The sequence below is a fragment of the Phormidium tenue FACHB-1052 genome (genome assembly GCF_014696675.1).
GTDB classification, from domain to species: domain Bacteria; phylum Cyanobacteriota; class Cyanobacteriia; order Phormidesmidales; family Phormidesmidaceae; genus Nodosilinea; species Nodosilinea tenuis_A.
Genome location: NZ_JACJQN010000001.1, coordinates 653,362 through 667,965 on the forward strand (window position 1 = coordinate 653,362; position 14,604 = coordinate 667,965).

Here is a 14,604-nt window from a genome sequence, read left to right on the forward strand (position 1 = left end):
CTATTGGGTGCGCCAATCGCTGTGTTCTAAGTAGGTTTTTATGAGCCGATCGAGGCTGCCGTCATTGCGCATTTTGGCCAGGTAGAGATTTAGCCAGGTCAGCAATTCTTTGTCTTGGCGGTTGACGGCAATGGCAATCGTGTCTTGGCGATCGCCCAGCAAAATCATTTTCAGCCGCAGCCCAATGTCGGGGTGGTCATAGCGCCAGTTCAAAACTTCTAGCTCGTCGTAGAGCAGGGCAAACAGATCCCCGGTCTCCACATCGCGAATCATGCGGCTGAAGTCGGAATAGAGCACTGGCGTGGCCAGAGGGTAGTCGGTTTTGAGAAAGTCGACGTAGGAGGTACCTTGAATCACCCCGATTTTGAGCCCTGCTTGGTTCAATTGAGCACGAATTTCGTCGTTGGTCTGGGCCTGGGGAAAGCGTTGGGCTAACTGTAAGCGGTTGGCCAACAACGTTTGTCGCAGCACCACATACTCCTCTGAAAAGTTGACCTGTAAGGCGCGGTTCAAGGTGTTGCTGAGCAGGCTAATGGCGATGTCAGCTTCCCCTAGAGCCAAGCGATCAATCACGGCATCAAAGGTCTGGGGCTGGCGATTAAAGCTCACCTTTACGCCAAGTTTTTCGGCAATATCTTGAGCGAGCTGGGGGTCAATGCCTACTAAGACGCCCTGGCGATTGTGCATAAAAAAAGGCGGCACGTCCTCAAAGAACATCACCACCTCAAGCCGACCCTGTTGCTTAATGCGATCAAGCTCGGTTAGGGGTTGGGCAGCGGCATCCGCAGCCCAGGCTGATGCGCCTAAGCTAAACAGCACGCAGTTGCACACCACACCAACCAGCACTAAGACCTTAAACCACCGTAGTAACCCCGGTGTACCCATGCCACTTACCCAAATAAACGTTTCTCATCTGGTCTATTTGGCCGCTCTCTACAGGGCTCATCAGGTGCTGAAAGCTGTGTTTTAGTACCTGGCTTAGCTCTAGAGTCTAGAGCTTTTTTAGAAACACCTTCAGCGCTCTGATCAAGAATTAACGATCTTGCCCAGACAGCAGTTGTTCGAGGTCTGAAGACAAGCTGGAACCGCTGAGGTCAAAGGCTAACGCCCTCATCACTGCCGCATCGGCAGATTATGGAGCCAACCAAGGGTAGAGCGATGGGATGATAGGTCAGGAGGGCCTAGGCAACGGTGGACAGCCCTGATGAAAATCGAGAATAGGTCGGTATTGCCAGGGGACAGGGGCGATCGCTCCCTTAGCTTCTCCAACCTCAGCCAGGGTTGTGGGGGCGGTTCAGTTCAGCAATTCTTTAGTGATTGCCGGTTTAATGCGGCATTTCTGCCCCTTGAGCACTTTTTCAGCCCCTATTAGGGGTCAACTTTGTATGATTAGGAAGTATTGCCGTCCTAGCCGCACAGCGTGTTACGGCAGTCCATTGGGCCAGTATTCTCCCTGCTCCAGAGGTTAAGCCGCCTGTGATTTTATCGTCTCCCCCTACCATCAATCGCGGCAAGTCTCTGTATGAGCAGGTTTACCACGCGCTGCGATCGGCCATTTTGACCGGGGCACTTGCGCCGGGCGATCGCCTGGTAGAAACCCAGCTCGCCGAGTGGCTCCAGGTCAGCCGCACCCCCCTGCGCGAGGCTCTGCGCCAGCTTCAGCAAGACGGCTTGGTGACTGCCGACATCAGCGGCGGACTGCGGGTGACCACCATTACCGCCGCCGATGCCGAAGAACTCTACGACTGTCGCCTGGCCCTAGAGGCGCTGGCAGTGGCCGGGGCCTGCACCCACGCCACGGAGGATCAGATGGCGGCGATCGCCGCCTGTGTAGCCAAGGCCGAAGAGGCTACCGCCAACAGCCACGGCAGCCTCTCGGCTGAGAGCCTACTCGATGTTGACTACCAGTTTCACCATCTAATTGCCGAAGGCTCGGGCAATCGGCGGCTGGTGTCGCTATTAGACAGCCTGTTTGATGCCATGGCGCTGCTGCGCATTCAAACCCTTCAGCAAAACCCCAATGTGCTTGATATTCGTCTAGAGCATCGCCAAATCTACGAGGCCATTCGCACCCGCGACCCAGAGGTGGCCGTGGCGGCCATTAGCCAACACCTGAGCGCCAGCAAAACCCGCGTGGTCAAGGAGATCGAGAGTAGTCAACCCGTCGCGGCGACCAAGGCCTAGCGGCTGGCGCGGTCAGCGACGGGGATCGCGCTCTGGTAGGATTTTGAGACTACTCACATTAGCAGGACTAGCCACCATGTCTCAGACACCCACCACCGGGGCCGATGCCGTCGATGCTGCGATCGCAGCGGGCATTGACCTCGATGGCACCCCGATTCCCGCCGCTAAGCTCGACCTCTACCACACCGTGATGGCCAAAGAAGCCGACCGGCAGCGCAGCGGGGTGTCAAACTCGATGCGATCGCGCATTGTGCGCATTGGGGCCAAGCACTTCGCCGCCGATGACCTCAACGCCATGCTGCAAGCCGCCGACTTTGCGCCCCTCAAAGACAAAGAGATTGCCTACTTCTACGGCGGCAAGTAGCCTCGGTTAGTCGTTCAACTGCGAAACCCCGCATCTCAGTTCTGGGATGCGGGGTTTTTTGTAAGTGTTGAAATGGCATTGCGGTGCTGCGGTGCTAGCGATCGCTAAATCAACACAACTCGATGGCCCTCCAAAGCAACAGATCTGCCTCCCAGGGGAACACTGAAACAGCTTTTGCTTTGATCGAGAAACAACGGTTATGGTGGCTCGTACAGTTGGGTGTTTGGGTTCGGCACTAGTGACGGTGGCCGGGCTGGCCGGGGTAACGTGGGTGCTCAACCTGCCCTACCCCATGATTCGCTGGCCGGTAGCCAAGACGGCTCCCCTGATTCTGCTGCCCAGCTACATCAAAATGGATCGCGACTATCGGCAAGCCGTGTCATTGGTAGAGCAGGCCGACCAACTGGTAAATCAGGCCACCTCAGCCCAAGATATTGAACTAGGTGAAGAAAAAGTCACCCAGGCCCAAGAGCATTTGGACGGTCTGCCGGTGTGGTTTTTGGGCTACTACCCGCAGGGCTACTGTGGGTTTGTGGGCTGTAGCTGGCGGTTTACCCTCGATGAGTTTGAGACCGCCCGCGCCGAAATTGGCCGCATGGAGGCCGTCGTGTTTCAGGAGCGCAACGCCCAAACTCTGCTGGCGCAAGGCACCATGGCCGTCGATGGGGCACAGCAGGCATTTCAAACGGCAGAATCTAGCACCGACCGGGCCACAGCCCTCACCACCTGGCAGCAGGGGATGGATCGGCTCAACGAAATTCCACCAGAAACCCTGGCCGGGCGGCAGTCGGCGACTAAGCTGGATGCCTACCAGCGCGACTATCAGCAGGTGGCGGGCAATGTCGCTGGTAGCGATCGCTCGGGCACCTTGGTCGATGCGGCCAAAGCCTTTGGCTATGAAGCTGCCGTCGCTGGCCAAAACCCGCCCCACAGTGCCGCCCGCTGGGAAACCATGGCGGGGCTCTGGGAAACGGCGATCGCCCGTTTAGAAAATATCCCCATCGAAGACCCTGGCTACAGCGAAGCCCAGACCCTGCTAGCCCAATACCAAACTAACTTCGGCATTGTGCAGGAAAATATTGCCAAGGAAGAGTCCTCCGCCAGGGCCTTTGACAGCGCCAACGAAAAAAGCACTCGTATGCTGGCCCAAAACCTAGAGGGCATGGAGCGTAACCAAATTGCCAGCCTGCTGCAAGACATCATTAACGATTTAGAAAAAGTTCAGCCCAACACCACCAGCCATGCTCGGGCCAGCGAAATGCTCAGATCTGCCAACCAGAAGCTGGCCCAGCTTAAGTAGAAAACTTAATTAACTTAAGGTTTTTTGATCTCAGGCAACAGGCTACCCAACGCTAATTCTTCGCAGATGTTGAACTGTTAATAGCCCCTTTAGGTGGGTAAACTTCGCTCTACAATTGACAGCATCTGCGCCGCAGCCAGAGGGTTTGGGCAACGGAAGTATTACTCTTCTTTGCAAAACCCTTGGCGTCTCCGGAAGCAGGCCGGGTGCAAGTGTATTTGATGACGCAACTATCCACCCATGCCACTCCATGCTCAAGCTCGATAACTTGCAACTCGGCCAAAAATTTACCCTGCTGCTGCTGCTCGTATTTGTGGGGGGCATTATTGCCAGCAGCATTGCCCTATCTTCGGTTCTCAACAAGAGCGCCCAGGCTCAGCTCACCACCAACGCCCTAATGTTGATGGAAACGATGAATTCTGTGCGAGATTACACCACTAATCAGGTTAATCCAGAACTGATCGCACGGCTAGAGACTGAATTTTTGCCGGAAACGGTGCCCGCCTATTCTGCACGCGAAGTATTTGAAACCTTTCGCGGCAACCCAATTTATGCTGACTTTTTCTATAAAGAAGCCACCCTCAACCCCACCAATTTAAGAGATAAAGCCGATGGCTTTGAGACCCAGCTCGTCGAACAATTTAAACAGCAGAGCATAGCCCACGAAACCAGTGGATTTCGGCAAACTCCGGCGGGTGACCTCTACTACATTGCTCGCCCCATCAAAATTAGCAAGCCGAGCTGTTTAGAGTGCCACAGCACCCCTGCCGCTGCCCCCGCCAGCCTGATCGAGCGCTACGGTGCCAACAACGGCTTTGGTTGGCATTTAGATGAAATTGTTGGGGCTCAAATAATCTCAGTGCCCGCCGAAAAGGTGCTGAAGAGTGCCCGCCAGTCGCTTGTGCTGATCCTCGGCATTTTTGTGATAGCCTTTTCGCTGGCGATCGTGCTGGTAAATCTCTGGCTTAAGCGCTACGTGGTGCGCCCCCTCAACCGCATGGCCTTAGCGGCGGAAGCGGCCAGCATGGGTGACCCGGTGGCGGAGTTTAGCCAAGACTCTAATGACGAAGTGGGCAAGCTAGCTGAAGCGTTTAACCGCATGCAAATGAGTTTGCAAATGGCCATGCAGCGCCTAGAGCGCTACCGCGAAGGGCGACGCAATTCGGGAGATTTTTCCGGTAAGTAAGCGTCTTAATCGGCTCGATAGTTAGGGGCGATCGCAATTCATTCAACAGCTAGAGTGTCCGCTGTCATCTATTTCTGCGTTGACTCTCAAATAGCGCGATCGGCTGTGCCCCTACTGCATTTGCTGCCGGAAGATTTCTGCCTTTTTGGGGTCAGGAATTTCAGCCGTTAGGCGAGCCACCAAATCTTGGGGCGAGAGGTGAGGAAAATCGGCCAGGGTGTCTTCGACTAGGTAGTTGGCCATGGGGCCAATGCAGCGGGTCAGCGCTTGCCGACAGCGGTTCACGAATTCTGGACTGGGGTGCTCTTTGGCCGGAGCTACGGCATCCAATATTGACTCTGGGTCGGCAGCCGTAAGCTCCTGGGAAGTATCGATTAGGCTGGCGGCATTGTTGTCTACGACACCCTGAATGCGGCTGACAAAATCGGTGGCCTGGCGACCATTTGATAGCTGACTCGCCAAGATTTCGACAAATTGCTCCGGTGTAGCCTGGGGGTGTTGCTCGATCATGTCTTCGACAATCACGCTGGCCATGGGGCCAATACAGCGGGCGAGTTCCTGGCGGCAGGCCTCCACAAATAAAGGATTGTGCAGCTCGGAAAAGGGCGTCTTGGGCGTGTCTGCCGGGGCGGTGAGCCGATAGCCAGCCGGTGCAACAGTTAGGGGAGAGATCGGGGCTTTGATTGCCTCTGCCAGGGGCAACAAGCACTGCATCACATCGCGGGCTGATTGAAACCGGGCCTTTGGTTTCTGCTGCACCATCTGGGTGAGGGTGGCGGCCAAGCTTGGGCTCACGCTGGCGTGGGTTTGCCAGTGCCACTCCAGCGACTCCCGGTCGATCAGGTCGCGGGGATAGCGGCCAGTCAGCAGCACGATCGCCGTCACCCCCAGCGCGTAGAGGTCACTAGACGGGAAATACTGGCCCAGGTGAATTTGCTCGGGCGGTGAGTAACCAAATTTGCCCACCATGGTGGCAGGCTGGGCATCGTCAGCGGCGGTCACCTCGTCCGATAGCAGAGTGCTAATGGCGTCGCTGACTAGGCCAAAGTCGATTAGCACCGGCAGGCTGCGATCGCGACAATACATAATGTTGTCCGGCGAAATATCGCGGTGCACAATATTCAAACCGTGGAGATAATCCAGCACTTGCAGCATCTGCATCAGCCACTGCACGACCTCGGCCTCAGAGAACTGGCTGTTTTGCTGACGGCGCTGCTTGATCAGTTGAGAATAGGGCACGCCGTCAATATATTCCTGCACGATAAACAGGCGCTCTTTCTGGGTAAAGCAGGCCAGAAATTTGGGTACCTGGGGATGATCGAGCTGATATAAGGTTTTGGCCTCTCGCTTGAATAGATCCAGGGCTTTTTGCAGGTTGCTCCCCGACTTTTTGGTGGGAAAAAACTCCTTCAGCACGCAGGCCTCACCAAACCGCTGGGAATCTTCGACTAAGTAAGACCGACCAAAGCCGCCCTGCCCCAGCACGCGCTGGACGATGTAGCGACCGCCCACCTTGGTGCCGGGGGCCAAGAGCTGGCGGTCTGTAGAGACGTCAGGCGGTGCCTCCAGCCCTTCTTCGGTGGTGATTGCCGAGGGGCTGGCCTCATTTTTCTCCCTCGGTAGGGCGTGGACATGGTAGGCCGGCACCAGCTCTTGAATGTTTTTGAGCTGGAGCGGCCCGGCGTAGGTGGTGTCTAGATCTAAGCGTGACTTGACCACGTCGTAGACAATTTTAGAGATGCAAATGCCGCTGGGGTGCGCTTCGGTTTGCAGGCGGGCGGCAATGTTGACCCCGTTGCCCATGACGTCAGACTGGCTAAAAAAGACATCCCCCAAATGGATGCCAATGCGGTGCAGCAGGGCGGGTTCACCCTCGCCATGGGCGTTGATGCGGTGCAGTTCTTTTTGGATCTCTAGCCCGCAGGTGACGGCCTGCACAGCACTGGCAAAGTACATCAGCAGGCCATCGCCGGTCGATTTGAGCACTTTGCCCTCAAACTGCTCGCAGAGTGCTTCCATCAGCGCCTGATCGCGCTCGAGCTGGGAGAGGGTTAATTCTTCCTGTACTGACATGCGGGCGCTAAAGCCAACCGCATCGGTCAGCATAATAGCGGCTAGGGTGCGATGGCCATGGGTCACACGAGTCAGCTCCAAGGGTTGCTAGAGACGTCTAAACAGCTAACGAACCGATGCGGTTAACTACCGTGAACTTCACCCTATGGGCGGCGATTCCTGAAGGCCTCGCAGACGGTGATGATGGTATAGCATGCACCCCTACACCTGAGATCTATCGTTTTAGCCGCCGCTTTAACAGCAAACTATGCAGTAAACAACGTTCCTCAGAAAGTAGCTTTGGCCCTAATTCTAGCCTACGGATAGGCCTCGCGCCGTCTCACAACTCACGCTCCAAGAACCTTGGTAAAGCCGATAGACAAAGGATTCACGGGTGCCGTATCTAGGGCTAGGGGCCGAGGGTTAGCACCGCAGGCTGCTCTTTGACGCGAGGCTCTAAGGGCCGCACTTTGTTAACCAAGGCAATTAGCTGACTGAGGTCGGGCGGAGGCGCGTTGGGAACGTAGCCCGCATCGGCGGTGAGGTTGGATGGGGCATTTTGCATGGCTTGCTCAAGGTACTGCTGCTGGTTGCGATCGACGTTGGGGCTGATCAAGACCGCCCCTGGAGGAATGGCCCGGCTGGCATGCAAAACGCGAAAGGTGTCGCCCGCAAATGCGCTGCGGGACTGCTGAAAGGCGTCCTCTGACATAGCCCCGGCGGCCACTCGACCGCTGGCAATCCACTCTAGGGTTGTGGCGGGGGTGGAGGAAAACTCAATGGCCTTGAGGGTGAGACCGTAAAGGTCATAGAGGGGCAGATAGTAGCCCGTGGCGGATCCAGCTTCCCCTAGAGCGAGGGTTTGGTTGGCCAGATCGCCCAGCGCCTGAAACGGGCTATCGCTGCGCACCACCAGCACCGATTTTTGGTTGGGGGCACCCAGCATGGGAAAGATGGGGAGGTAGTTGGCTTCGGCCATGGCGATCGCAGCTAATCCCGAGGGCGCAAACACCAGCGACCAGTTGGCATCACGAATTTGCTCAACGGCACGAATTTCGTTGAACACTGGCTCTAGCTCCACTACCGCCTTGAGCTGCTCGGCCAGGTAGGTCTGAAAGCGCTGATATTTTTCTAATGAGCTGGCCCCGTCGTCGTAGCTCACCAGCCCTATCGTCAGCCGCAGGGGCTGGTCGGCTACTTTGGCTGGGCCGCAGCCGATCGCCTGGAGCAGCACCACCGCCATCAGGCCCACCAGGCAGAATTTAAATAACCGACGCCATCGACTCATAGCGATCCACAACCTTGAGCGAGGTTTCTCCCCGAAACTCTGCACCCGTGTTTGCAGCTTAGATCGACGGCTCGAATAATCCAGATCTTCTTTGTATTCTGTGACGTTTGGGAGGCTGGGGGGCGATCGCGCTACCCAAAGTAGTCCGGTTCATTCCCCGGGGTCCACTTGATGTTGCAGCCAATGCTGGGTTTTTGGTGGCCAGGCATGGCCTCAGCCGCGAGCACGGCATCGAGTGCTGCCCGCAGATCTGCGCCCGTAACCGGCAGGTTGTTGCCGGGGCGGCTGTCGTCGAGCTGGCCTCGATAGGCCAGGGTTTTGGCCTGGTCAAACACAAAGAAATCGGGGGTGCAGGCGGCGGTGTAGGCCTTGGCCACCTCCTGGGTTTCGTCAAAGCAGTAGGGAAAGGTGAAGCCCACGTCTTGGGCCTGGGCCTTGAGGTGTTCTGGGCCATCCTGGGGGTGGGTTTGTAGGCTATTGGCGCTGATGGCGACGATGCCCACGCCTTTAGGGCCGTAGTCTCGGCCCAAGCGGGCCAGTTCTTGCTCCACATGCTTCACAAAAGGGCAGTGGCGGCAGATAAACATCACCAGCAGGGCCGGGGCATCGGCAAAGGTGCCGAGGTTAATGGTTTGGCCGCTGACGACGTCTCTGAGTTCAAAGTGGGGGGCAGCGGTGCCCAGGGGCAGCATGGTAGATTCCACCATAGCCATGGGATGAAGTCTCCAGGGTGAGTTTTCTTTATCGTACTGAATCCTACTGAGGGATCTGGCTATGACCGCTGATGCTTTGCAGGCCATCCGCAACTACCTGGCCCTTTCGCCTACCCTGGGTACCGCCGGGCAGCCCACCGCCGAGCAGTTTAAAGCGGTGGCCGAGGCCGGTTACACCGTCGTGGTGAACCTGGCGCTGTCCACCTCCGACCACGCCATCCCCAACGAAGCCGAAGTGCTGAAAAGTCTGGGGATCACCTACTTTCACGTTCCGGTAGTCTGGGAAGCGCCAACCCCAGCAGACCTGGCCATCTTCTTTAAAGTGATGGATCGCAACCGCGACGTTAAGGTCTTGGTTCACTGTGCGCTCAACATGCGCGTCTCTGCCTTTGTCTATCTCTACCGCGTGCTGCGCCTGGGGATAAACCCAGCGGTGGCGATCGCCGACCTCCACCGCATCTGGCACCCCAACCCCACCTGGCAAACCTTCATCGACCAATCCCTAACCTAACCCCATCTTCCCCACCTCCCCCTACCCCCCACCCCCTCCCTCCCCTAAAATGTCTCTATGGCAAACGAGACCCACTACCAAACCCTTGAGGTTCAAGAGTCAGCGACCCAGGCAGAGATTAAGCGCGCCTACCGTCGTCTGGCCAAGGAATATCACCCCGACAGCAAGAGCGATCAGGCCTCCCACGATCGCATTGCTCGCATCAACATTGCCTACGAAGTCATTGGTGACCCGTCGCGGCGTACCGTTTATGACCAGCAGCGCCAGGGGTTTGTGGCTACTGACCCAGTGGAGAGTGCCGCCAACCGGGCGAAGCGCACCGCTGCCGCTGCTGCGGTATATCGCCAGGCCCGCCAAGCCACGCAATCGTCTGAAGCGCGGGAAGATGCCTGGCTAAAGCTGGTGTATGGCCCAGTGGACAGGCTGCTGGGTAAAATCATGTCGCCCCTCAGAACGGAGATTCGCAAGCTGTCGGCTGACCCCTTCGACGATGAGCTGATGGAGGGGTTCATGGCCTATTTAGAGCAGGGCCGCACTTGGCTAGAGCAAGCCCAGAGCAAGTTTAACTCGATGGCGAATCCGGCGAGTATGGCGGGAGTGGCAGCGGACATTTACCACTGCCTGGGGCTGCTAGAGGATGGCTTGGATGAGTTCGATCGCTTCACGATGAGCTATGAGGAGAGCTATATTCACACCGGAACAGAGCTGTTTCGACGGGTAAAGCAGCTGCGGGCGGATGCAAAGGAGCGGTTGAAGCGGTTGGTGTAAGGTGTCTCGTAGGGTGCATCCGCGCAGCGATGCACCATCTTCAGGAGACCTTCCCATATATAGAACTGATATGAATCAAGGATGGGTTTACACCGATCGCATCACCTCCGCCGAAGCGGGTCTCACCGTCCTCGACTTCTACAGCAGTCGTTACAGGCAATTTAGTCGGGCGATATGGCGCGATCGCATCCTATCCGGCCAAATTCGCCAAAACGGCATTGCCCTAGCCGACGACGATCGCCTCAGTGCAGGGGACAGGTTGGACTACCATCGCCCCCCGTGGGAGGAGCCAGAGGCACCGCTGGAGTTTGAGGTGCTGTATGAAGATAAGGATTTGATGGCGATCGCCAAACCGTCGGGTCTGCCGGTGCTGCCTGGCGGGGGTTTTCTCACCCATACGCTGCTGCACCAGCTCAGGCTGCGCTATCCCGAAAATCCGCCCATTCCGGTGCATCGGCTGGGGCGGGGCACGTCGGGGGTAATGCTGCTGGGGCGATCGCCCCTGGCCCGTGCTGTGCTCAGCCGCCAGCTACGCGACTCGACCGCAGCAGCCCACGATCCCCAGGCCCCACACCCCATTCGCAAGACCTATCGAGCGCTGATTGGGGCCAGCGACTTGCCCGATGCGTTCACCCTCACAACCCCCATTGGCAAAGTCGATCACCCAGCGCTGGGGTATGTGTACGCGGCCTCGCCCACTGGTCTACCCTCCTACAGCGAGGGCCTGATTATCCAGCGCAATATAGATTCCACCCTAGTAGAAGTCACCATTCGCACCGGGCGACCTCACCAAATTCGCATTCACCTAGCGGCGGCAGGGTTTCCGCTCATCGGCGATCCCCTCTACGGGGTCGGCGGCCTACCGCTGCCGATTAAACCATCTGAAACTGGCAGAGTTCCCGTCCCCGGCGACGTTGGCTACCACCTGCACGCCTACCATCTAACCCTCCCCCATCCCCGCACCCAAGAGCCTTTAGAAATTCTCTGCCCTGCCCCCACCCTATTGCAGAGTTCCAGTCGCTAAGCTCATTCACATCAGCGAACTCCATCCACACCCCACGTCCCCACGCCCTACTCCTTACCTCCCCCACAAGGCCGCACCATCAACAGCTGCTCCGCCTGACCAAAGCCATATTTTTCGTAAAAGGGCTGCATCTCGGGGGTGCAAAATAGCTGAATACACTCCACCTGGGAGAGCTGGGGGTGACGGATCACTTGCTCGATCAGCATTGCCCCCAAGCCCTGCCCACGATGGTCTGCTGCCACAATCACATCAAATACGATCGCCCGATACACCCAGTCCGTCAGCACTCGACAAAAGCCCGCCAGTCGCTGCGTCTCTTCGCTCCACAGGCCAAAGAGGAGGTCGCTGTTGGCCAGCAGGCGCGGCACATCGGCTAGGGCGCGATCGCTGCTCCACCACTCTTGCAAATACATCTGGTGAAGCTGCTCAACCTGGGCCGGGGTGAGCTGATGAATAACAGTAAGCATGGGTGATTGCGATTCTTTACGGTACGGATATCCTGACCCAGCAGCCCAAAGAAAGGGCTACGATCAAGAAGTAGCACAGGCGCAAGACCTATCTTACTGCCGATGGCAAGGGCCAAGGCCACCGATACAGTATGGGTGTAGCTGCAACCTAGTTCCCCTCTCTGCCTAGGGCAGAATGCACGCGAAATTAAGGGGCAATGGCAAGCTACTTCCGTCAGCTAGGACTCACCCAAGCAGTGCTGGCACTGATCACCAATAGCGGAGGATTCCTCCATGAAACTCACTCTCCTTGCTGGGGCCGCGATCGCTATCCCGTTAGCGCTCGGTCTACCTGCTCAAGCCGAAAACCCGGCCCATGTCCAGCAGCTTCTCGAAACCAACCTCTGCCAGGGCTGCGATCTATCAGGGGCCAATCTTACCCAGGCTCACCTCATTGGCGCTGACCTGCGTGATGCCAATTTAGCAGGCGCAACTCTCCTAGAATCGAACCTGGAAGGGGCTGACCTAAGCGGTGCCGATCTAACTGGTGCCAACCTCACCCGCGCCTTTTTGACCAACGCCCTGCTCGAAAATGCTACTTTCGACCAGGCCAATTTAACTGAGGCATCCCTTTACTTTGCCGAGGTCACCGGAGCGTCATTTCTCAATGCCAATCTGACTGGAGCCGATATTGTAGGCACTCCAATTAGCGTTGGCGGCGACTAGCATCACGCCGATCATGGCCATGTAATGGCGGGGCCACTCGTGAACTAGGGGCAGCTAGTGGGCATACCCGTCATCACAATGGTAGAGCGTTTAATACTGACAACTTAGCTGACTCGGGGCCGCTGCGTCTGTACCTATCGACTCAGCTAGCAGCGATGTGAACTAATTCTGAGATAACGGGGTTAGCAACATAGTGGGACAACCCCTTGCGCAGCAGAAATTGTTGACTTTGTTGCCCAAGGACTCACCCATAAACAAATTGGAGCTGCCTCTGGACTACCAAAAGTTCTGCGAAGCGGGTGCTAAAGCACATCTTTCGTAGGCTCGATGTGTCGTCGCGAGCCGAAATGGTGGCAAAACTGTCTGCCTAATAGGTTGTGAGCCTGAACCGGATTTTTCTCTACGAAAGCGAAATCAGCTTGCAAATGCAGCTCACTAGATTCTTGTTTACCGTTAAAGGCGACACCCGGATTCGAACCGGGGGTGGAGGTTTTGCAGACCTCTGCCTTACCACTTGGCTATGTCGCCACCTTATCAGTTTTCGAGTATAGCAAACTCGGGACGCAATCCGGCGATCGCGCCACGCCGCCTTGGGCAAATCATCTTTTCTCGCCCAGAGACCAACAGATCAAGTTGGCTACGCTTTAAGGAGCGATTGCAACGGGTCTGTTCCTTCGCTCTCTAGGGCAAGTAGGCCGAGTCAGTGTGGGGCTGGCGAAATCGATAAATATCCTCCAGCGCCGTCGCCCAACTCGTAGCCAGAGAGGTGAGGAGCTGCTCCCCTTTTGCCCCCGTGGCCATAGTTGGGTCTCCCAAAACTCCGCTGGCGCTCAGATCGCGAGTTACCCAGGCAAAGGGCAACGCTCCCTCCATGGTGAGCCAGCTATCCGTTGGCAAATTTTGGGGAAACTCGGCCTTGGCCTCAGCCATGCGCACCTGCTCGGGCAGGATCGACAGCATCAGGCTGGTCTCGGCATCCCCAGCGTGAATGCCCAGTTCCATCTCTTTGGGCGTCAGCAAATCGCCAGCACAGTTGGGTACTGCCCAGACAAATAGAGGAAACACCATCAAATCATCGTGAACCTGATGCAAATCGCGCGCGGCAATTTCTAGCACCTGGGGTTGACCGCCGTGGGCATTGAGCAGCACCAGCTTGCGAAATCCAGCTCGGTAGATACTTTCGGCGACATCGTAGATGACCTTTAGCAGGGTTTCAGCCGAGAGGGTGATCGTGCCTGGAAAATGCCAGTGCTCGTTAGATTTGCCATAGTACAGGGGCGGCAGGCTGTAGACCGGTACTGCGTCATCTAGCTGGGCCAGGGCGTTGCCAAGCACGGTCGTACAGATGGCGCTGTCTACGGCGAGGGGAAGGTGCGGGCCGTGCTGCTCGATCGCTCCCATGGGCTGCACAATCACCGCATTGGCGCGCTCGGGCATGGCTTCGATGTCAGTCCAGGTGAGGTAAGCAAAGTAGCGGTGGGGAGGAATGGGGCCGTGCATAGTTCTTTACGAGGGAAGGAGTAGAGAATTTAAAGCTGCTCACCTTGTTTTAGCCCAGGGAAGGGGGAGCCTCACGTTCCTTGGCCTTGGGGCTGTAAGGATAAAAAAAGAGTTGACATTTACGAGTGAAACGGTAACAATAAATACAGAAACAAATCGTTCATCTCTCTGTGAGAGACGGAAGTAGAGCTTCAGCTCGAAGGAACGCGCCTCTGTTTATACACCTTCATTCTTTAAGGAGAGGCGAAAGATGTCCTTGAAATATCGCGGCGTTGATTACGAACCGGCTACTGCTCAGGTCGATGTATCTGAAGAAGTTATTGGTCGCTACCGTGGCGCTGTTGCTACCCGTCATGTAGCGCCCCAGGTTCGAGGCGAGCATCCCCAGGGCCTCAAGTACCGAGGAGCTACTGTTCGATAAGCTAAGTTTGCCCGGTTAGGCTGAGCGGTGGTTTTGGTTATAACACTGAAACCACCGCTAACTATGTTGAGGGCAGGAGATTACCTGAGTCGTTATTTTGCTGAAGCACCTCCGTGGGGGG

General features: G+C 56.7%; 15 protein-coding genes, 1 tRNA gene and 1 riboswitch. Of the genes, 9 read left to right on the forward strand and 7 right to left on the reverse strand.

Annotation, left to right across the window (positions count from 1 at the left end; translation table 11 throughout):
- Nucleotides 1-885: an ABC transporter substrate-binding protein gene (locus H6G07_RS03000; protein ID WP_084172819.1), complete on the reverse strand. Its 885-nt coding sequence runs from the start codon at nt 883-885 to the stop codon at nt 1-3.
- Nucleotides 886-1,476: 591 nt separating this feature from the next.
- On the opposite strand from H6G07_RS03000, the gene H6G07_RS03005 reads away from it, so the two are divergent.
- The 4 genes from H6G07_RS03005 to H6G07_RS03020 all read left to right on the forward strand — a co-directional run bounded on the left by H6G07_RS03005 (nt 1,477) and on the right by H6G07_RS03020 (nt 5,034).
- Nucleotides 1,477-2,184, forward strand: coding sequence for a GntR family transcriptional regulator (locus H6G07_RS03005; protein WP_073606494.1), 708 nt, complete (start codon nt 1,477-1,479; stop codon nt 2,182-2,184).
- Nucleotides 2,185-2,260: 76 nt separating this feature from the next.
- Nucleotides 2,261-2,548, forward strand: coding sequence for a small RNA NsiR4-regulated ssr1528 family protein (locus H6G07_RS03010; protein ID WP_073606493.1), 288 nt, complete (start codon nt 2,261-2,263; stop codon nt 2,546-2,548).
- A gap of 223 nt (nt 2,549-2,771) precedes the next feature.
- Nucleotides 2,772-3,848: a hypothetical protein gene (locus H6G07_RS03015; RefSeq protein ID WP_242026586.1), complete on the forward strand. Its 1,077-nt coding sequence runs from the start codon at nt 2,772-2,774 to the stop codon at nt 3,846-3,848.
- A 250-nt stretch (nt 3,849-4,098) separates the two neighbouring features.
- Nucleotides 4,099-5,034: a c-type heme family protein gene (locus H6G07_RS03020; protein WP_073606491.1), complete on the forward strand. Its 936-nt coding sequence runs from the start codon at nt 4,099-4,101 to the stop codon at nt 5,032-5,034.
- Nucleotides 5,035-5,145: 111 nt separating this feature from the next.
- On the opposite strand, the gene H6G07_RS03025 is transcribed toward H6G07_RS03020, so the two are convergent.
- From H6G07_RS03025 to H6G07_RS03035, 3 genes are all read right to left on the reverse strand, one after another.
- A complete protein-coding gene (locus tag H6G07_RS03025; protein WP_084172818.1) occupies nt 5,146-7,188 on the reverse strand; it encodes a DUF8082 domain-containing protein in 2,043 nt (680 codons plus the stop codon).
- A gap of 307 nt (nt 7,189-7,495) precedes the next feature.
- Nucleotides 7,496-8,374 (reverse strand): phosphate/phosphite/phosphonate ABC transporter substrate-binding protein, encoded by an 879-nt coding sequence (locus tag H6G07_RS03030; RefSeq protein ID WP_073606490.1) that lies wholly within the window; start codon nt 8,372-8,374, stop codon nt 7,496-7,498.
- 131 nt (nt 8,375-8,505) lie between these two features.
- Nucleotides 8,506-9,087 (reverse strand): thioredoxin family protein, encoded by a 582-nt coding sequence (locus H6G07_RS03035; RefSeq protein ID WP_073606489.1) that lies wholly within the window; start codon nt 9,085-9,087, stop codon nt 8,506-8,508.
- 61 nt (nt 9,088-9,148) lie between these two features.
- Here H6G07_RS03035 and H6G07_RS03040 point away from each other — a divergent pair, with 61 nt between their 5' ends.
- From H6G07_RS03040 to H6G07_RS03050, 3 genes are all read left to right on the forward strand, one after another.
- A complete protein-coding gene (locus H6G07_RS03040) occupies nt 9,149-9,598 on the forward strand; it encodes a protein tyrosine phosphatase family protein (protein ID WP_073606488.1) in 450 nt (149 codons plus the stop codon).
- 57 nt (nt 9,599-9,655) lie between these two features.
- Nucleotides 9,656-10,366 carry a J domain-containing protein gene (locus H6G07_RS03045; RefSeq protein WP_073606487.1) on the forward strand — a complete coding sequence of 237 codons (711 nt, stop codon included), beginning with the start codon at nt 9,656-9,658 and terminating at the stop codon, nt 10,364-10,366.
- A gap of 70 nt (nt 10,367-10,436) precedes the next feature.
- Nucleotides 10,437-11,390: a pseudouridine synthase gene (locus H6G07_RS03050; RefSeq protein WP_073606486.1), complete on the forward strand. Its 954-nt coding sequence runs from the start codon at nt 10,437-10,439 to the stop codon at nt 11,388-11,390.
- Between the two features lie 47 nt (nt 11,391-11,437).
- Here H6G07_RS03050 and H6G07_RS03055 read toward each other — a convergent pair whose 3' ends face one another.
- Nucleotides 11,438-11,857 (reverse strand): GNAT family N-acetyltransferase, encoded by a 420-nt coding sequence (locus H6G07_RS03055; RefSeq protein ID WP_073606485.1) that lies wholly within the window; start codon nt 11,855-11,857, stop codon nt 11,438-11,440.
- Nucleotides 11,858-12,130: 273 nt separating this feature from the next.
- Here H6G07_RS03055 and H6G07_RS03060 point away from each other — a divergent pair, with 273 nt between their 5' ends.
- Complete coding sequence (locus H6G07_RS03060) at nt 12,131-12,562, forward strand: pentapeptide repeat-containing protein (RefSeq protein ID WP_073606484.1); 432 nt, start codon at nt 12,131-12,133, stop codon at nt 12,560-12,562.
- 457 nt (nt 12,563-13,019) lie between these two features.
- Here H6G07_RS03060 and H6G07_RS03065 read toward each other — a convergent pair.
- Nucleotides 13,020-13,090 (reverse strand) — tRNA-Cys (locus tag H6G07_RS03065).
- A 153-nt stretch (nt 13,091-13,243) separates the two neighbouring features.
- Entirely contained in the window at nt 13,244-14,062 is an 819-nt protein-coding gene (locus tag H6G07_RS03070) for a creatininase family protein (RefSeq protein ID WP_073606483.1), read from the reverse strand.
- 155 nt (nt 14,063-14,217) lie between these two features.
- A riboswitch (Glutamine riboswitch) is annotated at nt 14,218-14,273 on the forward strand.
- 39 nt (nt 14,274-14,312) lie between these two features.
- Here H6G07_RS03070 and H6G07_RS03075 point away from each other — a divergent pair.
- Entirely contained in the window at nt 14,313-14,483 is a 171-nt protein-coding gene (locus H6G07_RS03075) for a DUF4278 domain-containing protein (RefSeq protein WP_084172817.1), read from the forward strand.
- Nucleotides 14,484-14,604 lie beyond the last annotated feature (121 nt).